This window comes from Saccharopolyspora sp. SCSIO 74807 (assembly GCF_037023755.1).
Lineage (GTDB): Bacteria > Actinomycetota > Actinomycetes > Mycobacteriales > Pseudonocardiaceae > Saccharopolyspora_C > Saccharopolyspora_C galaxeae.
In genome coordinates, this window is record NZ_CP146100.1 from 6,060,297 (window position 1) to 6,082,051 (window position 21,755).

The 21,755-nt window shown below is 69.7% G+C and carries 22 protein-coding genes and 2 pseudogenes; 9 read left to right on the forward strand and 15 right to left on the reverse strand.

The annotated features are described in order from the left end of the window. Positions 1-79 precede the first annotated feature (79 nt). Positions 80-1,405 carry an MCE family protein gene (locus V1457_RS27710; protein WP_338597954.1) on the reverse strand — a complete coding sequence of 442 codons (1,326 nt, stop codon included), beginning with the start codon at positions 1,403-1,405 and terminating at the stop codon, positions 80-82. A 365-nt stretch (positions 1,406-1,770) separates the two neighbouring features. Here V1457_RS27710 and V1457_RS27715 point away from each other — a divergent pair. Next, positions 1,771-1,971: pseudogene (locus V1457_RS27715) on the forward strand (enoyl-CoA hydratase-related protein); the annotation flags it as partial. Positions 1,972-2,273: 302 nt separating this feature from the next. Next, positions 2,274-2,906: a TetR/AcrR family transcriptional regulator gene (locus tag V1457_RS27720; RefSeq protein ID WP_200071756.1), complete on the forward strand. Its 633-nt coding sequence runs from the start codon at positions 2,274-2,276 to the stop codon at positions 2,904-2,906. Positions 2,907-2,922: 16 nt separating this feature from the next. Here V1457_RS27720 and V1457_RS27730 read toward each other — a convergent pair. The 7 genes and pseudogenes from V1457_RS27730 to V1457_RS27760 form a co-directional block, all read right to left on the reverse strand. Then, a pseudogene (locus V1457_RS27730) lies at positions 2,923-3,862 on the reverse strand (alpha/beta hydrolase). 31 nt (positions 3,863-3,893) lie between these two features. Further along, a complete protein-coding gene (locus tag V1457_RS27735) occupies positions 3,894-4,862 on the reverse strand; it encodes a short-chain dehydrogenase/reductase (RefSeq protein WP_200071758.1) in 969 nt (322 codons plus the stop codon). Next, positions 4,859-5,371, reverse strand: coding sequence for an SRPBCC family protein (locus V1457_RS27740; protein WP_200071759.1), 513 nt, complete (start codon positions 5,369-5,371; stop codon positions 4,859-4,861). The genes V1457_RS27735 and V1457_RS27740 overlap by 4 nt, the downstream gene beginning before the upstream one ends. 30 nt (positions 5,372-5,401) lie before the next feature. Next, positions 5,402-6,484: a PDR/VanB family oxidoreductase gene (locus V1457_RS27745; RefSeq protein WP_338597960.1), complete on the reverse strand. Its 1,083-nt coding sequence runs from the start codon at positions 6,482-6,484 to the stop codon at positions 5,402-5,404. Positions 6,485-6,497: 13 nt separating this feature from the next. Continuing rightward, entirely contained in the window at positions 6,498-7,424 is a 927-nt protein-coding gene (locus tag V1457_RS27750; protein WP_338597962.1) for a metal-dependent hydrolase, read from the reverse strand. Next, positions 7,424-8,962, reverse strand: a complete 1,539-nt coding sequence (locus tag V1457_RS27755) for an NAD(P)/FAD-dependent oxidoreductase (protein ID WP_338597964.1) — start codon at positions 8,960-8,962, stop codon at positions 7,424-7,426. Before V1457_RS27755 ends, V1457_RS27750 begins: the two co-directional genes overlap by 1 nt. A gap of 228 nt (positions 8,963-9,190) precedes the next feature. Then, entirely contained in the window at positions 9,191-9,844 is a 654-nt protein-coding gene (locus V1457_RS27760; protein ID WP_338597966.1) for a TetR/AcrR family transcriptional regulator, read from the reverse strand. Positions 9,845-10,119: 275 nt separating this feature from the next. On the opposite strand from V1457_RS27760, the gene V1457_RS27765 reads away from it, so the two are divergent. Together V1457_RS27765 and V1457_RS27770 are read left to right on the forward strand one after the other, a co-directional pair. Next, positions 10,120-10,866 (forward strand): ATP-binding cassette domain-containing protein, encoded by a 747-nt coding sequence (locus V1457_RS27765; RefSeq protein WP_295145978.1) that lies wholly within the window; start codon positions 10,120-10,122, stop codon positions 10,864-10,866. Position 10,867: 1 nt separating this feature from the next. Continuing rightward, a complete protein-coding gene (locus V1457_RS27770; protein WP_407074730.1) occupies positions 10,868-11,215 on the forward strand; it encodes a YrhK family protein in 348 nt (115 codons plus the stop codon). An 18-nt stretch (positions 11,216-11,233) separates the two neighbouring features. Here V1457_RS27770 and V1457_RS27775 read toward each other — a convergent pair whose 3' ends face one another. The 4 genes from V1457_RS27775 to V1457_RS27790 all read right to left on the reverse strand — a co-directional run bounded on the left by V1457_RS27775 (position 11,234) and on the right by V1457_RS27790 (position 14,786). Further along, positions 11,234-11,755, reverse strand: a complete 522-nt coding sequence (locus tag V1457_RS27775) for a nitroreductase family deazaflavin-dependent oxidoreductase (RefSeq protein WP_307850178.1) — start codon at positions 11,753-11,755, stop codon at positions 11,234-11,236. Positions 11,756-12,074: 319 nt separating this feature from the next. Next, positions 12,075-13,322 carry a S9 family peptidase gene (locus V1457_RS27780; RefSeq protein WP_200071766.1) on the reverse strand — a complete coding sequence of 416 codons (1,248 nt, stop codon included), beginning with the start codon at positions 13,320-13,322 and terminating at the stop codon, positions 12,075-12,077. A gap of 104 nt (positions 13,323-13,426) precedes the next feature. Then, on the reverse strand, positions 13,427-14,161 hold the full coding sequence (locus V1457_RS27785) for a TetR/AcrR family transcriptional regulator (RefSeq protein ID WP_338597970.1): 735 nt from the start codon (positions 14,159-14,161) through the stop codon (positions 13,427-13,429). A gap of 118 nt (positions 14,162-14,279) precedes the next feature. Continuing rightward, positions 14,280-14,786: a CGNR zinc finger domain-containing protein gene (locus V1457_RS27790; RefSeq protein ID WP_338597972.1), complete on the reverse strand. Its 507-nt coding sequence runs from the start codon at positions 14,784-14,786 to the stop codon at positions 14,280-14,282. Positions 14,787-14,892: 106 nt separating this feature from the next. On the opposite strand from V1457_RS27790, the gene V1457_RS27795 reads away from it, so the two are divergent. After that, on the forward strand, positions 14,893-15,789 hold the full coding sequence (locus V1457_RS27795) for an alpha/beta hydrolase (protein ID WP_338597974.1): 897 nt from the start codon (positions 14,893-14,895) through the stop codon (positions 15,787-15,789). Positions 15,790-15,829: 40 nt separating this feature from the next. On the opposite strand, the gene V1457_RS27800 is transcribed toward V1457_RS27795, so the two are convergent. Further along, positions 15,830-16,813: an NAD(P)/FAD-dependent oxidoreductase gene (locus V1457_RS27800; protein ID WP_338597976.1), complete on the reverse strand. Its 984-nt coding sequence runs from the start codon at positions 16,811-16,813 to the stop codon at positions 15,830-15,832. Between the two features lie 176 nt (positions 16,814-16,989). Here V1457_RS27800 and V1457_RS27805 point away from each other — a divergent pair, with 176 nt between their 5' ends. Beyond that, positions 16,990-17,424 (forward strand): winged helix DNA-binding protein, encoded by a 435-nt coding sequence (locus tag V1457_RS27805; protein WP_338597977.1) that lies wholly within the window; start codon positions 16,990-16,992, stop codon positions 17,422-17,424. 98 nt (positions 17,425-17,522) lie between these two features. Further along, on the forward strand, positions 17,523-17,843 hold the full coding sequence (locus tag V1457_RS27810) for a hypothetical protein (protein WP_200071771.1): 321 nt from the start codon (positions 17,523-17,525) through the stop codon (positions 17,841-17,843). 253 nt (positions 17,844-18,096) lie between these two features. Here V1457_RS27810 and V1457_RS27815 read toward each other — a convergent pair whose 3' ends face one another. Then, positions 18,097-18,930: an SDR family oxidoreductase gene (locus V1457_RS27815; protein WP_338597980.1), complete on the reverse strand. Its 834-nt coding sequence runs from the start codon at positions 18,928-18,930 to the stop codon at positions 18,097-18,099. Between the two features lie 145 nt (positions 18,931-19,075). After that, positions 19,076-19,462: a hypothetical protein gene (locus V1457_RS27820; protein WP_295143325.1), complete on the reverse strand. Its 387-nt coding sequence runs from the start codon at positions 19,460-19,462 to the stop codon at positions 19,076-19,078. 369 nt (positions 19,463-19,831) lie between these two features. Here V1457_RS27820 and V1457_RS27825 point away from each other — a divergent pair, with 369 nt between their 5' ends. Beyond that, positions 19,832-20,545 carry a GntR family transcriptional regulator gene (locus V1457_RS27825; RefSeq protein ID WP_338597983.1) on the forward strand — a complete coding sequence of 238 codons (714 nt, stop codon included), beginning with the start codon at positions 19,832-19,834 and terminating at the stop codon, positions 20,543-20,545. Positions 20,546-20,578: 33 nt separating this feature from the next. Next, positions 20,579-21,745: an FAD-binding oxidoreductase gene (locus V1457_RS27830; RefSeq protein ID WP_338597985.1), complete on the forward strand. Its 1,167-nt coding sequence runs from the start codon at positions 20,579-20,581 to the stop codon at positions 21,743-21,745. Positions 21,746-21,755: the final 10 nt, after the last annotated feature.

The following is a 21,755-nucleotide window of genomic DNA, read 5'->3' on the forward strand; positions in this document are numbered from 1 at the left end:
TTGCTCCTCGGCGGCCTCGAACCCCGGACGGTCATGAGCGCCGTTGCTCGATAGCTGACAGGCTCCGGTCAACGGTGGTTCAGCGGGCGGTGATCTCGGTGCCGCGGAACAACGGGCCGAGCAGCAGGCTCGACCACGGCGGCACATCCGCGCCCTGCGGGGGTGCCGCGATCGCGGCGATCAGCTCGCGCTCCGCCGGCGAGTTGGCGACCCCGAGCTCCGGCGCGGCGCCCCCGGAAGTCCCCGAGTTCGCGGACGAGGAAGCATCGGAACTCGGCAGCACACCCTGATCCCCGGTCCGCGCAGGCGGCGGCGACGACGCGCCGTCCTGCACCGGGCCGTCCGGCGGATATTGGGGCGCCCGCACCATCGGGTAGCAACGCGGCCCGCGCTCGTCGCCGTAGACCGCGGCATCGCTGGGCACGTACTTGCCCCGGTTGGGCACGACCTCCAGCGTGATGTGCACACCCGGCTCCGCGGTGCCCACCCCGAACACCCGGTTGACCTCGGGGATGATCCCGGCGCTCTGCGCGAACACGCACGGGTACTCGGGCGCGTACTTCGCCAGCACGTCGAGCGTGGGACGGGCCGAGGCGTTCATCCGGATCAGGTTCTCGGAGTTGTCCTGGAGGAAACCGGTCGTGTCCTCGGATGTCGCGGTGAGCTGCCCGGTCAGCGCGCTGAGGTTCGCGCGCTGTTCGACCAGCGTCCGGGCCGTGCTGCTCAGCTCGCCGAGCCCTTCGAGGACGTCCGGCGCCGCCTGCTCGTAGGTTTCGGCGACACCCACTGCTTCGCGCAGGTTCTGCTGCAGTTGCGGCAGCGACGGGTTCAGCCCGGCCACGTACCGGTTCAGCTCCGAAATCGTCTCGCCAACCGATCTGCCGCGGCCGTCCAGCGCCTGGCTCAGTCCGTTGAGCGTGACCGCGAGGTCCTGCGGACGAACCGCCTGCAGCACGGGCATCGTGTCGGCGAGCACCTGCTGCAGTTCGACCGACGCCTTCGAGCGGTCCTGCTCGATGACGTCACCGGCGGTCAGCGGCCGCGACGACTCGTCCGCGGGTGGCCGCAGCGCGACGTACCGCTCGCCGAACAGGGTGCTGGGCAACAGCTGCGCCGAGACGTTCGCGGGAATCCGGCTGATCTTGTCCGGGGCGATCGCCAATCGCAGCTGCGCGCCGCCGGGGACCGGGACGACCTCGCGGACTTGGCCCACGATCATGCCGCGGACCTTGACGTTGGACTGCGGCAGGATCTGGTTCCCGAGCGATCCGGCGCGCAGCACGACCTCGGAATCGCGGCTGAAGGCACCGCGGTAGACGGCGATGCACAGCATCGGGATCAGCACCACGAACGCGACGAAGGTCAGCCCGAGCAGGCGTCGCCGGAGAGCCACCAGTGATCTCATCGCAGGCCCCTTCGCCTTCGCCGTCACCACCACCTGGCCGGGGCCGCCCCGCGGCCGCGCAGGACGGCACCACGTATGACCTGCGCCACCCTCACGATCCGTTGCCGCACTGTCAATAGAGTTCGGGTAACGGCTGTTCAGGTCGGCGAGCCGTCCTCGCACAACGCCGCGTTGAGCGTCTCTTCTGGCGCTGTCATTGCATCGGGCGCTCGCCTCGACACCGATCCGAGCCAGCCGATGGGAGCGGCCGAACTTCCTTGGGCCGCAACGGATCGCGGCAACGACCCAGCGTTGGTACATTATTGACAACTTGTCAATATTTCACCACTGGCTACGCTTGCCGCCGCAAGAGAAGAAGTGCGCCAGTGGAGCACTGCGAAGAGATCAGCTACGCGCGCACCGGCCCGGTCGCCACGATCTCGCTGAACCGCCCGCGCGCCCGCAACGCTCACACCGCCGGCATGGCCGACGAGCTGGCCGACGCGTTCGACCACGCGGACCGGGACGAGGACGTCCGCGCCGTCGTGTTCACCGGCGAGGGCAAGGACTTCTGCGTCGGCGCGGATCGACTCCCGGCTGATCGGGGGGCTGCCGGCGAACGAGGACGCGGTGGAGGGTGCGGCGTCGTTCCTGGAACGCCGCGCCCCTAACTTCCCCGGAACCGTCGGGCGCGATCTGCCGAGTCACCTGCCCTGGGTCCAGCAGGGTGCTCCCACGACCCGCGCGAGTTGATCCCGCGCCGACCGGCGGGCACGGCCGCTGATTGGCGGATCGCCAACAACTCGATTCCCACGTCGCAGCGGATATTCACGGCTTCCGCGCCGTTTCCGGATGAGACCGTTGACCCGCTGAAGATAAGGTGGTGCGCATGAGTGTGCGGTCCTCGGCACCACGCAGGCGCCTCGATCCGGAAGCGCGCAAAGCGGAGATCCTCGCCGCCGCGCGGCGGGTGTTCGGTGCGGGCACCTACTCCTCGATCTCCACCGCCGACCTCGCCGACGAGGCGGGCGTCGCCCGCGGCCTGATCAACCACTACTTCGGCGGCAAGCGCGGGCTGTACCTGGAAGTGATCCGGCAGATGATGGTCATCCCGGCGACGGTGACCGAGCACCTGCCCAAAACCAGCATGGAGCAGCGCCTGGCCATCAGCGTGGATCGGTGGCTGGACGTGGTGGAGCGCAACAAGGAGATGTGGCTGACCGCGATCGGCCCGGAAGCCATGGGACGTGACCCGGAGGTCGAGGAGATCCTCGCGGAAGGCGACGAGATCGCCGCCGACCGCGTGCTGGAAGCGGCGATGATGACCGAGGTCGTCGAGAACCGCGAGACGCTGCGGGCGATCATCCGCTCCTACGGCAGCATGATCCGCGCCGCATCGCGGGAATGGCTGGTGCGCGGGGCGCTTTCGCGCAGCGATCTGCACGTGCTGCTGACCGACGTGATCCTGCACGTGCTCGTCACGACCTTTCCGAACGTGGTGGCCTCGCAGGAGCCCGGCTGAGCGGCAGGACGAACCGTCAGCCCGGCCGGTCGGTGCACCGCGCGGCGAAGGCGCCCAGTTCGCGCAGCGCCGCTCGCGCCTCCGGGAGCACACCCGCCAGCAAGGTGAAGGCGTGCATCTGCCCGTTCCACACCTGCAGTTCACACGGCACGCCCGCCTTTCCCAACCGGTGCGCCATCACTTCACCGTCGCTGCGGAGCAGGTCGATCGAGCCGACCTGGATCAGTGCGGGCGGCAGCCCGTGCAAGGCGGCGTAGCGGGGCGACAGCAGCGGGTCGGTCAGCTCCGCGTCGAGCGCACATCCGCGCCACCTCGGCGGCGGCCCTGGCGGGCAGGTACGGATCGAGCAGCCGGTTCGCTTCGTAGGAAGGGCCGCTGCCCGCGAGATCGAGCCATGGCGACGTCGCGGCGATCGCAGCCGGGCGCGGCAGCCCCCGCTCCCGCGCGCGCAGGGCGACCGCGAAGGCCAGGTTCGCACCGGCCGAATCCCCGGCCAGCACCACGTCATCGCCGGAATACCCGCGCTCGAGCAGCCATCGGTACGCGTCGAGGCGATCCTCGACACCGTCTTGCATGCGGTGTTCCGGCACGGTCCGGTAGTCCACCGACAGCACCGGCGCCCCGGACAGTGACGACAGCCGCGCGACCTGCGCGCGCCAGAGCTTGGACGAACCCAGCACGAATCCGCCACCGTGGGCGTAGAGGATCACCCGCCGCGCGCCGCGTCCCGTGCGGACCAGGTCCGCGCGGATTTCGGGCACCCGGTGCACCCGCGTTCCGCGCGGGGCGGGCCCGAGCAGCGGCCCCAGCTCACCGGTGATCGACCGGACGCGCCGCACGCTGTCCGCGGTGATCGGAGCCCGCTCGATCAGGGGCCGCAGCGTCCGGCGCAGCACCGCCGCGAGTGCGCGGGAGCGGACCGAGACTCGGCCGCCGATCGGCATCCGGACGGTCATGCAGCGCTGGTCACCCGCACCGCGCGGAGGGTCATGACGGTTTTCCCGAATCCGCGGGCGAGTTCGCCGCCTGCCGGTCGGTCCTGGCCTCCAGGTCGCGGATGAACGCGTGGCTGCGCCGGTCGGTGACGAGCTGACCGTCGATGAGCACGTTCAACAGCCCGCGCAGCAGCCCCCACGGCTGCCAGGAGCGGGGAACCGTGGTGCTGCCGGCCCGCCGGGCGATCCCGCGAGCGACCGAGCGCGCCGCGCGCTGCGGCGTGATGCGGCGGCGCAGCGGCCATGGCAGCCGCGAGTTCAGCTCCGCACCCAGTTCATCTTCGTCCAGTGTGGACCGCGCGAGGCGGGTGTCCACGATGCCGAAGTAGGCGACTCCCGCGGTGGCACCGTGCCCGGCGAGTTCCAGGCGCAGAATCCGGCCGAGCTGCTCGACGGCCGCTTTGCTCAGCACGTACGCGGCACCTCCGAGCGCGGGCGAGAACGCCGCCGCCGACGAGACCACCACCACGTGTCCCCGGCGGGCGATGACCTCGTCGATCGCCGGGCGGACGGTGTTGAACGCGCCGGTCAGGTTGATGTCCACCACGCGGTCGAAGTCGGCCGGGTCGATCTGGCGCAGCGTCGCGGGCGGTGGCGTCACGCCTGCGTTGGCGACGATCACGTCGATGCCCCCGGCCTCCGTTGCGATCTCGCGCACGGCGGCGTCCATCGCGGCGCGGTCGCGGACGTCGGCGACGGCGGTCAGGACTCGTCGCCCGCCCAACGCGCGCTCGGCGGCGGCCAGGGCAGCGCCGTCCACGTCCACCAGCGCGACCACGGCGCGCTCGTCGTGCAGGATCCGGGCGAGGGCGAAACCGATCCCGTCCGCTCCGCCGGTGATCACGACGACCTTGCCGGCGACGTCGTAGCAGGTTCCGCCGGGCAACGGGACGCCGAGATCGCGGAGAGTCGCCGCAAGCCGGGCTCTTCCCGACGTTCGCTCAACGGTTCCGCTCGTCATCGCGCACCTCCCCGCGCACCGGATTCCGCCCGGCGAGCGGCCCCTTCGGCGAAGCCCCGCGTCGCTTTGAGCAGCAGCGGCCGGGACGCCGCCAGCACCGGAGCGAGCCCGGGCCCTGGCTCCACCGCGAAGGTCCAGGTGAACCGCGTGCCCCCGGCGATCGGTTCGAGCGCGACGTCCTCGGCGAACCGCCGCAAGCCCGGCCGATTCGCCGCGTCCACTGTGAACGTCATCCGCGATTCCCCGTCCCAGCGGTAAAACCGCTCCCGCAGCGACGCGGCACCGTGCCCGACCGTCACCGTCCGGGTGGTGCCGACCCCGAACGGCCGCGGTGAGGTCCACTCCGCTGCGGTGATCGACCGGGAGAACGACACCAGCGCGTCATCGGCGCTGAACGCCGCCCACACGTGCTCGGCCGCGACCGGCACTTCCACGGTGTGCGCGAAGCGGAATTCGGCGTAGCACAGGAAATCGTCATCGGATTCGGCTAGCGGGTACCAGCGGGTCATGCGGAACCGGTCCTTCCACGGCGCGGCTGATCAGAGGTCGATGGTGAGCTGCTCGCCCGCCGAACGCGACACGCAGATCAGCATCGAATCCGCGCGCTCGTCGTCCGGCAGCAGCCTGTCCCGGTGCTCCACCTCCCCGGCGAGCACCCGGACCTTGCAGGAGCCGCAGAAGCCCTGCTGGCACGAGTAGGGCACACCCGGCAGCTCGCGGCGGATCGCGGCCAGCGCGGACTCGTCCGGCGGCACCTGCACGTCGATCCCGCTGCGCGCGAGGCGCACCGCGAACGGGACGCCGTCGCGCACCGGCAACGGGGAGAACCGCTCGGTGTGCAAGGAACCGCTCGGGTTGATCTCGCGCAGCAGGTCGCGGGCGGTGGTCATCAGCGGCGCCGGTCCGCACAGGTAGACCGCCGCGCCGGGTAACGCCTCGGGCAGGATCGCCGTGATGTCCGGCGGCCCGTGCTCGTCGTCCGGGCGGACGTCGACCACCCCGCTGCCGTATCCGGCCAGCTCGTCCAGGAACGGCAGGCTCTCCCGGGACCGTCCGAGGTAGACCATCCGCCACGGCGAGCCGCGCCGGTGGCACTCCCGCACCATCGGCAGGATCGGAGTGATCCCGATGCCGCCCGCGACGAACAGGTACGACTCCGCATCGACCAGCCGGAAAGCGTTGCGCGGCCCGCGAATCGTGATGCGGTCGCCCGGTTCGAGCTCGTCGTGCACCTCGCGCGACCCGCCCAGGCCGTCGGCGAGCCTGCGGACCGCGATCCGGTAGCCGAACCGGTCGGCGGGATCGCCGCACAGCGAGTACTGCCGCTGCTTCCCGGAAGGCAGGAAGACGTCGATGTGCGCTCCCGGAACCCAGCTCGGCAGCGCACCACCGTCCGGATCGGACAGTCGCACGCTGACGACGTCGGCGGTTTCCGGACGTATTCGATCGATGACGAGATCGAGGTCGAATCCGCTGCGGCGCACCGGTTTCGGCCGCGAAAGGAGCGGTGCGGCACTGCTCGCGGCGAACAGGTGCCGGTAGGCGGTGCTGAATCCGCCCACCGCCCGCAACACCCACGAAGGCTCGAACCCGGGGCGGTCTTGCTGCGTGCTCGTGGTCATGATCCGCCTACCGCTACGAGGCCGTGCCACCGGCGTTGGCTGCCGGGGACCGGGTCAGGTAACGCACCGCGGCGTCCATGCTGCCGAGCTGCGAGGGGTGGAAGCGCGGGTCGAGGTACTTCGGGATCTCGGTCAGGAACAGCATGATGTTCGGGACCACACCGCGGCGCATGGCGCTGAGCAGTTGCAGGAACCAGAAGCGGCCCTTGTTCTTCGACGGGTCCTTCTTGAACAGGTAGTTCAGCGAGGACAGCAGCAGCACCAGCAGCGTGAAACTCGCCAGCAGCGCCGTGCGGACCCGCCGTGCGTAGCTGCCGTCGACGTACATGAACGCGTCGAAGGCGACGTTGCGGTGCTCGACCTCCTCGGCGCCGTGCCAGCGGACGAGGTCCAGCATCGTCGGGTGCATTCCCTTGCGCTCCAACACTTTCGCGTGCAGCAACCACTCGCCTATCACCGCGGTGTAGTGCTCCAGCGCCGCGAACAACCCGAGCCGTTCGCACAGCCACGCGTGTTCGGCGCGGCCCTTGAGCTCCCGTTCGCCGAGCACGTGGTCGACCATCCACTCCAGCTTCCGCGTCATCGGCTCGGTGTCCAGTCCGATCGAGGCCAAGTGCGCCCGCGCGCCTTCGTGCGAGGACGCGTGCGTGGCCTCCTGCCCGATGAAGCCGACGACTTCCTCGTGCAGCCGCGCGTCTTCGATCAGCGGCAGCGACTCGGACAGCGCCTTGGACATGGCCCGCTCGCCCTCGGGCAGTACCAGGTGCATGAAGTTGATGACGTGCGTGGCCAGCGGTTCTCCGGGGATGTAGTGCATCGGCACCCCGTCCCACGAGAACTCGACGTCGCGTGGCGTGATCACGTGCGCTTCCTCGGTGTAGCGCCGAGCGCCGCGCGGATCGACGACCGGATTCCTGCCGATGCGGGGAAATCGGAACATCATGACGTCCTTCGCTGCGAGGGGATCGCGCTGTGCCGGTTCGCCCGGTCAGCGCTGCGTGTGTGGTAGTCGGCCAGTTCGGCCTCGCGCGTCCGGGCGCGGAAGCCCCGGTTGAATCCCGGGTAGAACACGAAGTTGCGCCCCGCCTCGGTGAGGTAGTAGCTGCTGCATCCGCCGGTGTTCCACACCGAGCCGCGCAGCCGGTGCTCGACCTCGTCGGCGAAGGACCGCTGCACCTCCGGCCGGACGTCCATACTGGACAGTCGTTGCCGCTGGAGCTGGCGCAGGCAGCTCAGGATGTAGTTGACCTGCGCCTCGATCGTCACGACCTGCGAGGTGTAGACGACGGAGTTCGGCCCGAGCAGGAAGAAGAAGTTGGGGAACCCGCTGATCGTCGTGCCCAGGTAAGCCTGCGCATCGCCCTGCCACACCTCGTTCAAGCTGCGGCCGTGCTTTCCCCGCACCCGGTCGAAAACGGGGTTGTCGGTCATCCGGAACCCGGTGCCCAGCACGATCGCGTCGAGTTCGTGCAGCGTTCCGTCGGCGGTGACGATCCCGTTCTCCCGCACCTGCCGGATTCCGGACGTGACCACCTCGGTGTTTGGCTGCGTCAACGCCGGGTAGTAGGCGTTGGAGAACGTGGGCCGCTTGCAGCCGAAGGAGTAGGACGGCTGCAGCTTGGCCCGCAGCTCACGATCGCGGACCTGGCGGCGCAGGTGCGCGCGGGCGACCCATTCCATGCCCTTGAGCAGCCGGGGCCGGTGCACGAAGCCCGGCACCAGCGCTTCCTGCAACAGGTCGAAGCATTCCCGCGCGATCCGTTGCACGGCGGGAAAACGCCGGAACAGCCGCTGCTCGAAGCGCGTCATGCGGCGGTCCGGGTGCGGCATGATCCAGGTGGGCGTGCGCTGGAAGACCTTCAGCGCGCGAGCCACCGGCTGCACCTGCGGAATGATCTGCACCCCGGACGCACCGGTACCGATCATCGCGACGCGCTCGCCGGTGAGGTCGTGCTCGTGGTCCCAGGCCGCGGAGTGGAACACGGCGCCCCGGAAGTTCTCCAAGCCCGGCAGCTCGGGCACGGAAGGTTCGCTGAAGGGGCCGGTGGCGCCGACGAGCACCTGCGCCTGCCAGGTTCCCCGGTCGGTCACGACGGTCCAGTGCTGCGCGTCGTCGTCCCAGGCGGCCTCGAGCACTTCGTGCCCGAACCGCAGGTGCGGGCGCAGGCCGAATTCTTCGGCGCAGCGGTTGAGGTACGCCTTGATCTCCGGCTGCAGCGGGTAGAGCCGGCTCCAGTCCGGGTTCGGCGCGAACGAGAACGAGTACAGGATCGACGGGATGTCGCACTGCGCGCCCGGGTAGGTGTTGACCGCCCACGTGCCGCCGACTTCCGCGGCCCGTTCGAGCAGGACGAAGTCGTCGATCCCGGCGCGCTTGAGCATCGCGGCCGTGCCCAGCCCGCCGAACCCGGCGCCGATGATCACCACGCGGCGCTGTTGACGCTCGGCGCTGCCGTCCGCTGATCCAGCGTCGACCATCGCCCGCCTCCTCGCCTGAAGTCCGACGTCATCGCGAACGGTATTTCTGACATCAGTCGAAGTCAACATTGCTCGGTGGCAACTTCCCCGCTGGCACAACAGGAATCCGGCATGCGAAACCGAGGCGTGAGCGTCGACCCGACCAGCTCGCCGAGTGCTGCTCATCGCACCCGGAGAGCATCCGCGGCTATTAACGCTCTGTCAATAAAGCGTCGCTGAGCGGATGGCTCAGCCGACCTGCGAAGCGGCGCCGCCCACGTTCTCGATCACCTGGGCCACGTGCTCCACGAACCGCTCGCGCGAGACGACGACGCGCTTTTCCAGCCACGCCTGGTAGAGGTGCGCCAGCGCACCGAAGATCGCGGAGGCGTTGAGCCGCACGTCCTGCTCGTCCGCCCGCGCAGCACCGAGCTCCGCGCCGCGCACGAGCTCCGCGATCGTCGACGTGAACTCCTCCACGAGCCGCAGCCCCCGCTGGGCCACCTCGGGCGCCGCCAGCGATTCCACGAACAGCACCCGGCCTCGCCGCGGGTCGGAGGTGACGAACTCGGTGAACGCGCTCACCAGGTACCGCACCGTGTCGAGCTGCTGGGAAGACGCCTGCTCGGCGGCGTCCAGCAGCACTTGGCGGGCCTGCTCGACAGTCTCGTCCAGCACGGCGACCAGCAGCTGCTCGCGGTTGCCGAAGTTCTCGTAGAAGTACCGCTCCGTCAGCCCCGCCTCGCGGCAGACTCCGCGCATCGTGACGGATTTCGACCCGTCGCCACCCATCAACGCGAACCCGGCGGCCACCAGCTGCGCACGTCGCCGCGCCTGCCGTTGCGACGCGTCCACGCCCCGCCAAACGCGGTGCGGCGCTGCGGCGTTCGGGTGCTCGGCCATAGGACCATCTTGGCACGTCACGGTATCCGCATCGGCCGGTGCCGCTTCCGCCCGCGCAGCTGCCGCCACGACGACCGGCCCCCGACCTCGGCCGCGGGAAGGTCCGCCCGCGCGTGTTTTCCCGGCGCTGTCCGCGAGTTGCGCGCCCACTTCGCCATCCGGCCGACCACGGCGTGCGATCCTCGGCCCGGCCCGCTCGTGCATCCCGTCGCGCCGGTCGTATGCCGGTGGCCGTGCGACGGACGGGTGTGCTGCCAACGACGTCGAGGAGTCCCGTGTTCGTCGAACGCGCCTTCATCCGGGAGGCGAACCAGCCCGACCGCGCGCAGCGCGACCGGTGGCCGTTCACCGTGCCGTGCGTGGCCGCACTCGCCGAGCACGGGCTGGACTTCCACAAGCCGGTGACTTTCCTGGTCGGCGACAACGGCTCCGGCAAGTCGACGCTCGTCGAGGCGATCGCGGAAGGCTTCGGCCTGGACTCCTATGGCGGCAGGCTGGCCGCCCTGCGCGGGCGACCGGATGCTGCCAAGACCCCGCTCGGCGCGGTACTGGCGCTGGACAAGACCGCCGCGGCCGCACGGATGCTGGGCGGCCCGCGCACCAAGAAGCAAGGGTTCTTCCTGCGCGCCGAAACCGCGTTCCAGATGACCGAGAAGCTCGGCGGAGTCCACGGGTACTGGGAGGAGGACACCGCGCAGCTGTCCCACGGCGAGGGGTTCCTGGCGGTGTTCCGGTCGATGTTCGACAAGCCCGGCTTCTACGTGCTGGACGAGCCCGAAGCCGCGTTGAGCTTCACCTCGTGCCTGCAACTGGTCGGGCTCATGCACGAGCTCGGCCGCAGCGGGGCGCAGGTGGTGTGCGCGACCCACTCCCCGATCCTGGCCGCCACCCCGGAAGCCGACATCGTCGAGGTGAGCGAGGACGGATTCCACCGCACCGGCTGGGAGGAACTCGAACTCGTCGGGCACTGGCGCCGCTACCTCGACAACCCCGCCGCTTATCTGCGACACATCGTCGAATGATGTGCTCCCCGAGGACGTCCGTGCAGGCGAAAGGAAGGCGATCATTTCCACCTCGACCGACGACGGCGGAGCCGGGACCGTTGTCCTGCACATCGGCCGCGACGAGCTGGTGATCCACCGCCGCTACGAAGTCGTCAGCATCATCAACGACCTGCTGATCGGCACCTGGTTCGTCGTGGGCAGCCTGTTCTTCTTCTCCGATGCCCTGACCTACGCGGGAACCTGGCTGTTCGTGCTGGGCAGCATCGAAATGCTGATCCGCCCGCTCATCCGGCTCACCCGCCGGGTGCACCTGCGCAGATACCACCCGCAGGCACCGCACGCGGTCCACGCCGTGCACGACTTCTGAGCACCGGCGCAGCTCCGGTCACGGCCGCGGCGTGAACCGGACGAACGGAAGTTCCCGGCCCACGGCGCGGAAATCCGCGTCACCGCCGTCCACATCGAAGCCCATGAACCGGCACAGCGCCCGCGCCGCGCGCGGGTTCCGGGCCGCGTACCGGGCCATCACCTCGGACGCCTGCTGCGGACCGAGCGGCTCGGCGTCCGCGATCATGCGGCGGTCGCCGACCTGGATGCGCACCTGCGGCTGCGCGAGCACGTTCCGGTACCAGGCGGATTTTTCCCCGTAGCCGGAACACGCGAAGTAGCTGCCCTCGTGCGGGCCACCGCCGACGACTTCGACCACCACCTGCCGTTGCCGTCCCGTCACGCGCCCGGTGTGGGTCAGCAGCATGAACCGCGACCCGAGCACTCGGCCCAGCCCCAGCCGGTACAGCTGAATCGGCAGCCGGAACATCCACCGCGCCAATCCGGTCGGCGGCCGCCGTCTCCCCTTGTTCCGCATCTTCACCAGCCCTTCGCCGCGGTGGATCCGCGAGCCGGGCACCGCTCGGGTCCAGCACCTTACGCATTTCCCAGCGGGGCCAACGACAAGAGACTCCTATCCATCCCGGTCCGGCCGAGTCGCGCCCCGCGGCGATGCACGTTTGTCGCGCGGTCCAACGGGAGCTGTCCCCGTTGGACCGCGCGCCCCCTTCATTTCGCCCGGCCCCCGTCCCGGTTCCGGGCGTGTCTCCTCGAAGCCCGGGCTTCCCGAAGCGAGGTGTCCGGGACGGCTCCCCGGGGAACCGCAGTACCGGCCGGAAGGCGCCAAGGCGTCACTGCTCGGCGACCACTTCCGGACCGGCTGCCTACCCGCAACCGGCTCAACCTCGAAGTGCTGTGCGGCGCAGGAAATCCGTCAGCACCCGGTCGTAGCGCTCCGGATCGATGTTCCAGCTCTGCGTGTGCCCGGCACCGGGGAATTCCTCGTACTGGATCGGCCAACGCTTCCGCGGCCCGGAATCGGCGAGCTCGCGCGAACCGGCCACCGGGTGTTCTTCGTCCGCCGAACCGTGGACGAGCAGCGTCGGCGGCCTGATCGCGGGTGGGTTGTCGAGCGTGTCGAGCTCGTCGAAGTCCAGTCCGGCCCGCCATTCCATGATCTTGCTCGCCGCCGCGATCACCGGTGCGGGCGCTCCCATCTGCTCGCCCACGTGATAGCCGGTCGCTTCGTAGTCCAGGGCGGGCGCATCCAGCACCACCGAGGCGACCGCGTCCGCTTGCGCCGAGTGCTTCAGGGTTTGCAGCACGGCGGCTGCACCCATCGATGCTCCGTCCAGGACCGCCCGCTGCGCGCCCATCTTCCGCGCGTGCGTGATCGCGGCGTCGACGTCGCGCCACTCGGACTGCCCGAGGTGCAGCAACCCGTCCGGCGAAGCGGGGGCACCGATGTCGTTGCGGTAGGAGATCGCCAGCACCGGCAGGCCGAGGCGGTGCATCGCCGGAACCCCGGTCATCGCCGTCGACGGATCACCGTGCTGGCCGTGCACCGCGATCACCCACGTGGACGCGGCCGGGCCGGTGGCAGGCACGAACCAAGCCGGGGCCGGGCCCAGCTCGGTCGGCACGCTGACTTGTGCAGCCGGGAACCCGAGCAACGAACGCGGGTCGGAGGGGTAGACCTTCGGCTTGACCGACACCTGCACGTCCACCGGCGGTGGCACCCCCAACAACCGGCGCTGCACGCGCCCGGCTGAGCGCGACACGACGTCGCCGACCATCGTCGCGCCGCCGTTCCAGGTCAGCGCATGGACACCGGGCTTGCCGGTCCCCTCCGCCGCGCTCAGCAGCACCGTCGGCTCGCCGCGTGCGGTGCCGAAACCGAGCACCAGTCCAGACGGCCCCTTCTTGAAGTGGTTCGGTTCGAGCTGCTGGCTGCTGACGTACCAACCGGCCCCGAAGGTCCCGCCGACCAGCAGCACGACCAGTACGACGGCAGCGACGACCGCGACTCGGCCCCATCGACGTCTTCGACCGGTCGTTGCGAGCCCGGACTCGTCAGCACTCGCATCGCCGGTTCCCGTGGACGCGGCCCGGACGGGCTGCTCTGTTGGTGCGGTCTGCCTGCGCATGGTGTTGTTCCCCCAGATTTCATCGAATTCTCCATTCGCGCGCTATGGGCGCCGAATGCTGTTCGTCGAGACTCGGCACGACCCGTCGCGAACCCTTGACCCGCTCACTGGCGAAGGCCGCCGATCGTGCGCCACATGGTGCGTCGGCACAGATCGCGGAAAGCCGACTCGGACAGGTCGATGCGCCCGCCGAAGTACAGCTGCACCAACCCCTGCGCCTGCGCCGTGATCGCGATCGTGACCTCGAAGGGGTCGTCGTCGCGCAAGTAGCCCTCGCGCATCCCGTCCTCGACGGCGCGCACGACCGGGGTGAACGTGGGAGAGGCTCCTTCGCGGAAGTCCTCCGGGAACCGCCGCGCCTGCTCTCGGCGCTCCGTGATCATGAAGGAGTACAAGTGCGGTGCACCGAGCGCAAAATCGAGGAAGTCGTCCAGCAGGCCGCCGATGCGTTCGGCGAAGCCGGCCGCACCGGAGCGCTCGGACCTGGTTGCGGCCATCCGGCGAAAACCCGCATCCGCCACGGCTTTCAACAAAGCCTCGCGGTTCGCATGATGTTTGTAGATCGCCATCGGCGTCACGCCGACGTCGGCGGCGACCCGCCGCATCGTCACCGCATCGGCACCCTCCTCGGACAGGATGGACAACGCGACTTCCACGATCCGTCCCGCGTTCGACTCCCGAGTCGTCCTCTCCGACATGTCTACAACGTATACCAAGGCGGTATACGTCGTACACCTAGTTTTGCGGAATTCCCCCGAATGGAGCTGAAGCTCAGCGCCCGAAAACCGGATTCCCCGCCCGCGCGATTCCGGACGATACCGATGGACGAGGCTCTGCAACCGGGTTCACCACGACCGACCGGCCGCCCGAAGGCTCGCCCAGGCCGACGAACGGGCCACATCGCCGTGCGAGCCGATGGTCAGCGGCACGATCTTCATGCGCCCTCCCGGCCGCGGGCTACTGCTGGGCCCGCGGCCGATTGCGTTCGTAATGCCGCCTGGCTTTCATCCGGTTGCCGCAGGTGGCCATCGAGCACCAGCGGGCCTTGTTCGCCTTGCTGCGGTCGAGCAGGAACAGCCGGCATTCTTCGTTGCCGCAGGGGCGCAAGCGGCCCGGTAGCTGCTCTGCGACCCACGCCCACGCCAACACGGCGCGCGCGGGCAGCAACGCGTCGGTGCCGGCGACCAGTTCCCAGCTCAGTCCGCCGTCGTCGAGCACCGGCCGCTGGTGCACGCCTTCGAGCGCGTGGGCCAGCACCGACGGAGCCCGCTTCCCGAGCACCACCTCGGTGAGCTCTTCTCGGACCGCCCGCAGCCGGCGCAGCTCACCGGCGGTCCCGACACCGCCGTGGGCGGTGGCCCACGCACGACCGCTGCGCTCATCACCCAGCTCGTCCCGTTCGGCACCGTCAAGCACCGGCCGGCTGTTGAGCAGCGCCAGCAGCAGTTCCGGGTCATCGACCATTCGACTCCGACCTAACCAATTCATGACGAGTTGACAGGTTAGCACGCGGCCCCTAGCGTCTCCGGCAGCCGAGCCTAACCAAATAAATCACTGATAGAGGTTAGCCATGATCGCAGTGCACCACCGGACCGCGTCCGTCGACGACCACCGGATCTTCTACCGCGAAGCCGGCCCGCCCGAAGCACCGACCGTGCTCCTGCTGCACGGCTATCCGACCAGCTCGCACATGTTCCGCCTGCTGATCCCGGAGCTGGCCGACCGCTACCACGTCATCGCCCCGGACCACCTGGGGTTCGGCCGGTCGGACGCGCCGCCGGCCGACGAGTTCGACTACAGCTTCGAGGCGCTGAGCACCATCACCGACGGTTTGCTCGACGAGCTGGGCGTGCGGGACTTCGCGATCTACGTGCAGGACTACGGCGCTCCCATCGGCTGGCGGCTCGCACTGCGCCACCCGAACCGGATCACCGCGATCATCAGCCAGAGCGGCAACGCCTACGAAGCCGGCTTCGTGCCGTCCTTCTGGGCACCGATCTGGGCCTACGCAGCCGATCCCGGCCCAGCGAACGAGACGGCCCTGCGCAGCGCCCTCGAGCTCGACGCCATCCGCTGGCAGTACCTGCACGGCGTGCCGGATCCCGGCCTGATCAGCCCGGACACGTGGCTGCACGACCACGCCCTGCTCCAGCGCCCGGGCAACGACGCGATCCAACTGCGCCTGTTCCGCGACTACACCACCAACGTCGAGCTCTACCCGCGCGTGCAGGAATACTTCCGGACGAGCCAGGTGCCGCTGCTCGCGGTGTGGGGCGCCAACGACGAGATCTTCGGCCCCGAAGGCGCACGCGCGTTCGCCGCCGACCTGCCCGACGCCGAGATCCACCTGCTCGATGCCGGCCACTTCGCGCTCGAGAGCGACCTCGACACCGTCGCCGGATACATCCGCGGCTTCCTCGGGCGAGTGACCACTGCGGCCGGATCCAGCGCCGCGATCACCGGATGACCGCGAGGACGCTCCCACCGCGAAGCATCGTTACGTCCTTTTAGGACGATTCCGCTCGCCCACCGGAAGCACGATGCCGCGCGACGGCGTGATCGACGTCGGCGGCCAGCAGATGGTGGTTGAGCGCGACGGCGGCTTGTGCTCCCGCGCCGGCAGCGTTGATCACCTGAGCCGGGCTGTCGACGACGTTGCCCGCCGCCCACACACCGGAAACGCTGGTGCGGCCGGAAGAATCGACGCGGACCCAACCGTTGTCACCGACCTCGCATCCCAGCGCGGTCAACAACTCGTCGCACGGACGGAAAGAAGGCCCGACGAACACCGCGGTGCGCGGCACCACCGAACCATCGGCGAGTTCCACATCGGACACACCACTGCCGTCGGCCACGATCCGCGCCACATCGCCGTCGACGATGCGGACACCGCGCGCCGTGAGCCGCTCGCGCTCGTCGTCGTCCAGGACGATCCGGTGCGGGAAGAACACGACATCGTCCGACCACTGCCGGATCAGCTGCGCCTGGTGCAGGGTGAACGCCCGGTTGTCACCACCGACGACCGCCAGCGGGGCGTCGCGCACCTCGAATCCGTGGCAGTACGGGCAATGCAGCACCGTCCTGGCCCACTGCTCGCGAAGTCCGGGAATCGCGGGGAGTTCGTCGCGCAGGCCGGTGGCCACCAGCAGCGCCCGCGCGGTCAGCTCTCCCCCGTCGGTGAGCCGCACCGCGAACCCGCGTTCATCGATCCGTTCGAGACCGTCCACCCGACCGGCGCGGATCTCGCCGCCGTAGCGCACGACCTCGTCCCGGCCGATCTTCAGCAGCTCCGCCGGTTGCATCCCGTCCCGGGACAGGAATCCGTGCATGTGCCCGGCAGGGGCGTTGCGCGGCTCGCCGGCATCGACGACCACAACCCGCCGACGCGACCGACCGAGCAGCACCGCAGCGGACAGCCCCGCGGCACCGCCGCCGACCACCACAACATCGTTGTCCAGCAAGCTTTTGCTCCACAGCTCGTCCGCGCGCACGCGGCCACCACGTCGCATCGCCACCCACCGGGCGCGACGCCCACCTCGCAGGATCAGTACCCTGAACTACCGTAACAAGTAGTTCACCGGTTAACGAAAGTCATGCCGTGCTTCCTCTCCAAGCGCGCACCCAGGAACTCTGGGCCGAGCGCAATCCCGGCCTGGACACGTCTCCGATGGAAGTCGTAGCCCTGGTCAACCGCATCAACGCCGCGCTCGACCGCGCCGTCGAGCACGTCTACGACGGCGCGACCGTCACACCGGCCGAGGTCCGGCTGCTCGTTCCGCTGCGCCACCTCGACCAGCCCGTGACCGCGGCCCATCTCGCCGCGCAACTCGGCATGTCCCGAGCTGGCGTCAGCAAAACCCTGGCCAAACTCGACAAACGCGGCCTCATCACGCGCTCCGCCAAACCCGCCGACAGGCGGGCCACGCTCGTGAGCATCACCGCGGAAGCCGCGGACACCATCGACGCCCTGTTCCCCCGGGAACTCGAAGCCCATGCGGAAGTGCTCGCCGAGCTCGGGTCAGAACGCGACGAAGTCCTCGCGGCCATGACCCGCTTCGCGGGTGCGATGGAGTCACGCCTCAACGCGGGACACTCGCGATGACATCGGATGAGCACGGAGCGCAAATGTCCACTGTGGCGCGTCTAGTGACGTCCGTTGAGGTGGACGCGGCAGAAAGGCCCGGAGGATTCGCCGTTTCGTTGCTGCACGAGGCAGAACTCGTGGACGGACGACGGGTGGTGCTCCTGGACGACCGGGGATGGGCGTCGTCCGGCGGCTGGGACACGACTTCGGCAACCGAGGTGCGCAGGACGGCACGCGCAGTGGTCGGACCCGACGAGCCACGTGATGGTTTCTCGCACGAGCAGGAGGAAGCAGCTCACTGGGCCTACCTGCGCGAGATCGCCCGGCGTCAAGGCGTTCCGGTCGAAGCCGCCGAACTCGAACGCGCGCCGCACGAGGTCCTGCTCAGCCATCGAGTGCGCTCGCTGCTCGACCCGGACCCGGCCGACTCCGGCTGAGCCGGTTCCGCGCCCTTTGCAACGTGGGACGGACGAAGCCGATCGCTCGAGCCGGTCATTCGGTTGACACGGCGTTGTCCTGGTTTTCGAGTGTGCGCGAGCCGAAGCTGTGGATCGCGCCGCCCGGCACGAGAATGGTCTCGCCCCGGGCCGCACCGGCAAGTGCCGCAGCACCGACGGGTAGGCTTGCACGCGCAACACCGCTCGCGGCTGACCGACCGGAGCGCTGAGCAGCAGCGGGTGCACTGCCGCCTCACAGGATCGGGCTGCCGCCGGTGACCGCGATGCGCGCTCCGGACACGTAGCTAGATTCGTCGGAGGCGAGCAGGACGTACACCGGCGCCAACTCCGCAGGCTGCCCCGCCCGCCCCAGCGGCACGTCCCGCCCGAAGTTCTCCACCTGTTCCGGCGGCATCGTCGCCGGAATCAGCGGTGTCCAGATCGGACCCGGCGCGACGCTGTTCACCCGGATGCCGCGGTCCCCGTACATCCGCGCCAGGCCGGCGCTGAAGTTCGCGATCGCCGCCTTGGTCGCGTCGTAGGGCAGCAGCGTCGAGGGCGGCATGTCCGAGTTGATCGACGTCGAGTTGATGATCGACGCACCCGGGCGCAAGTGCGGCACGGCCGCCTTGCACAGGTGGAACATCGCGTCCAGGTTCACCGCGACGGTGCGGTCCCACTCCTCGTCCGGGATGTCCTCCAAGCGGTGCCGGGTCATCTGGTGGGCGGCGTTGTTGACCAGCACGTGCAGCTCGCCGAACTCGCGCAGCGCGCGGTCCACCAGCTCGCGGCAGTGCGCCGGTTCGGCGAGGTCGCCGGGAACCGGCACGGCCCGCCGACCGGCCTGTTCGACCAGGTCAGCGGTGGCGCGAGCGTCGTCGTGCTCGGAGAAGTAGGACAGCAGCACGTCGGCGCCTTCCCGCGCGAAGGCTATGGCCACCGCCTTGCCGATCCCGCTGTCCCCGCCGGTGATCAATGCGACCCGATCCGTCAACCGGCCGGAACCGGTGTAGCTGTGCTCGCCGTGGTCGGGTCGCGGGCGCATCGGCGCCTCTCGTCCCGGCGGCGTCTGCTGCTGACCTGCCATCTCGCGCCTCCCGTCCCGTCCGGCATTTCCCGGCGCGCGGACGTGGAAACGCCGCTGCCGGTCGTCCCGTTGGGGACGGGATCCGCACCACGAGTCACGCGGGCGCATCACATCAGCGGCATGAGCCCCCGCGATGTGGCCCGCGCTAGTGCTTGATGGCGCAGACGATCTCCGTGATCAGCTTCTCGGTGAGCCGCAGATGCGGAGCCCGCTCGATCATCTCCCGCGGGCGCAGGCCCATTTCGTTGAAGACCTGCACCATCCTCTCCTGCTGCGGAGTCCAGCGTTTCGCCGTCCTGGTGGGCGCCGGTCGGCGCCGCACGCTCCGGTTCCCGCTGCGGGCTCGGTCCCCCGCCTGGCCGTGGCCGGCCGCACCGAGCGAGGTGTCCTTCTTGGCGTACTCGCCGTCGCGCATCTTCCGCAGCGCGTCGTCGACCTCACCGGCGGCCACGACTTGCGGGGCGCTCTTGTTGACCGCCACCTCGACGAGGCGCACACCCTTGAAGTTCTCCTCGACGCACCCGGGATTCACGCAGTACTCGTATCCCCACTCGACGCGATCGGCCGGCAATTGATCGCCACAAGTGACGCAATGCACCAACGAACCCCATTCGAATCGTTGCTCGTAGAAGGCGGCCGCCCCGCCGCTGCCGGGATTCGGCGCAGCGCAGGCGGCAACTCCCGGGGACGACCGTAGACCTCCGTGCAACGAGCGCCCGCAGCCGGGAAATCGGGAGTTGCCGGTGTTTCCGGAGTTTTCCGCGCATTTCCGATTGACAGGAGTGGTGCGCGGATCCGCGCCCGTTCCGGCCGACGCAGCGCTTGAGACCGGTCGCGGGTGGCGTGCGGCGCATCCACCGGGTCATTTGACATGTCATTTCGCCGATCGTAAGTTCAAACCATGGCGGAGTCGCTGCACGAGCAGCTCAGGCGTGCGCTCGAAGGGCGGATCCACGCCGGAGACCTGACTCCCGGCGCGCGGCTGCCGACGGAGAAGGAGCTGTGCGAGCAATACGGCGTCAGTCGCCCCACCGCCCAGCGAGCGCTCAACGACCTGGCCAAAGCGGGCCTGGCGGTGCGCCACCGGCGGCACGGGTCGTTCGTCGCCGATTCGGTGCGCCGGTTCAACCTGCTCAACTTCGTCGTGCCCGAGACCGCCGGGAAAGGCGTTCCGGGCAGGCACGAGGTGGTGTCCGCGCGAGTGGTCAGGGCTGCCGACGCGGTCCATCCACTGCCCGGCGCCGAGCCCGACGCGGCCGTGATCGAGCTGGTGCGCCGCAAGCTGGATCTGCTGGAACACGTGCAGTCCGTCGAGAAGCACGTCGTGCAGTTCGCGGCCGCACCCGACCTGCTGGACCAGGAGCTCGAAGAACTCGTCACGCTGGGGCACCTGCGTGCTCGCGGAGTCGAGGTGGACACGGTCCGGCTCTACCTCGATCCGGTCGTCCTCGACGAGCGCGACGCGCGGCTGCTCGACAGCACGCCGGGAACACCGACTCTGCTGCGGCGCAGGGAATTGCGCGTTCCGGACGGGACCGTGATCGAGGTGGTAACGACCCTCGTTCGCCCGGGAACCGCGGAATTCTTCGTGGAGCTGCCCGGATCGGCCGTCTGAGCCGTGTCCGTCCAATGTGGAAAGGAAGCGCGCATGAAGGTGATCGTGGTCGGCGCGGGCGTGCTGGGCGCCGGCGTCGCCAGGGCCCTGGCCGTCGCCGGTGCGGACGTCGAGCTGCTGGACCAGCGGGCAGCGGGCACCGGAACCACCGCGACCACGTTCGCCTGGACCAACGCCAACCGCAAGCACGATCCCGCCTACCACCGGCTCAACGTCGCCGGCATGGAAGAACACGCGGCCCTGGACGCGCAGCTGCCCGGTCCGCAGTCCTACTTCCCCAGCGGTGCGCTGCAATGGGCCGACGCCGCGAGCGAAGCATGGCTCGCGAGCAACGTGGAGCGGCTGCGGTCGCTCGACTACCCGGCCCGCTGGATTCAGCGAGCCGAAGCGGCCCGGATCGCTGGCGAACTCCGGATTCCGGCGGCCGCCACCTCGTTCGCGCACTTCCCCGGCGAGGGCTACGTGCTGCCGGAGCGGCTGGTGGCGAACCTGCTGGCCGACGCCGAGCGGCACGGCGCCGAGCTGTTCATCGGCGAGGTCGTGGCGATCGAGGACAACGCCCGGGCAGCGTCGGTCAGCACGGCCGACGGGCGGACCCTCACCGGTGACCGCGTCGTCCTGGCAACCGGCCGCTGGACCGAACGACTCGCGGCAGGCGCCGGGATCGAGCTGCCCATGCTGACTGCCGCCGACCGCGGATCACCCGCGGTCGGGCTGCTCGGACACGTCCGCGCCCCCGAGATCGACCTGCGCTGCGTGATCCACTCACCGGGGCTCAACCTGCGCCCGGCGGCCGATGGGGGCGCCGTCGTGCAGGCGCTCGATCTCAACGCCGACGTCGATCCGGCCGACCCGCCGACCCGCACCGGGCCGATCGCGGCCACGATCACGCAGCGGCTCGCCGACTTGCTGCCCGAACGCGGCGGCACGCCGGACATCGACCTGCGGGTCGGGTTCCGGTCCCTGCCCGCGGACGGATTCACGATCGCCGGCTGCACCTCGCCGCAGTCGCGGATCTACTTCCTCGTCTCGCACAGCGGCATCACGCTCGCGCCCGCGCTCGGGCGCCTCGCCGCCACCGAGATCGTCACCGGCGGGCACCAGGACCTGCTCAGCACCTTCCGCCCCACCCGCTTCGCCGGGCGGCAACGCTCGGAGTACACAGTGGACCAGCACGCGACCCGCCTCGGCGAGCAATAACCCGCGGTCG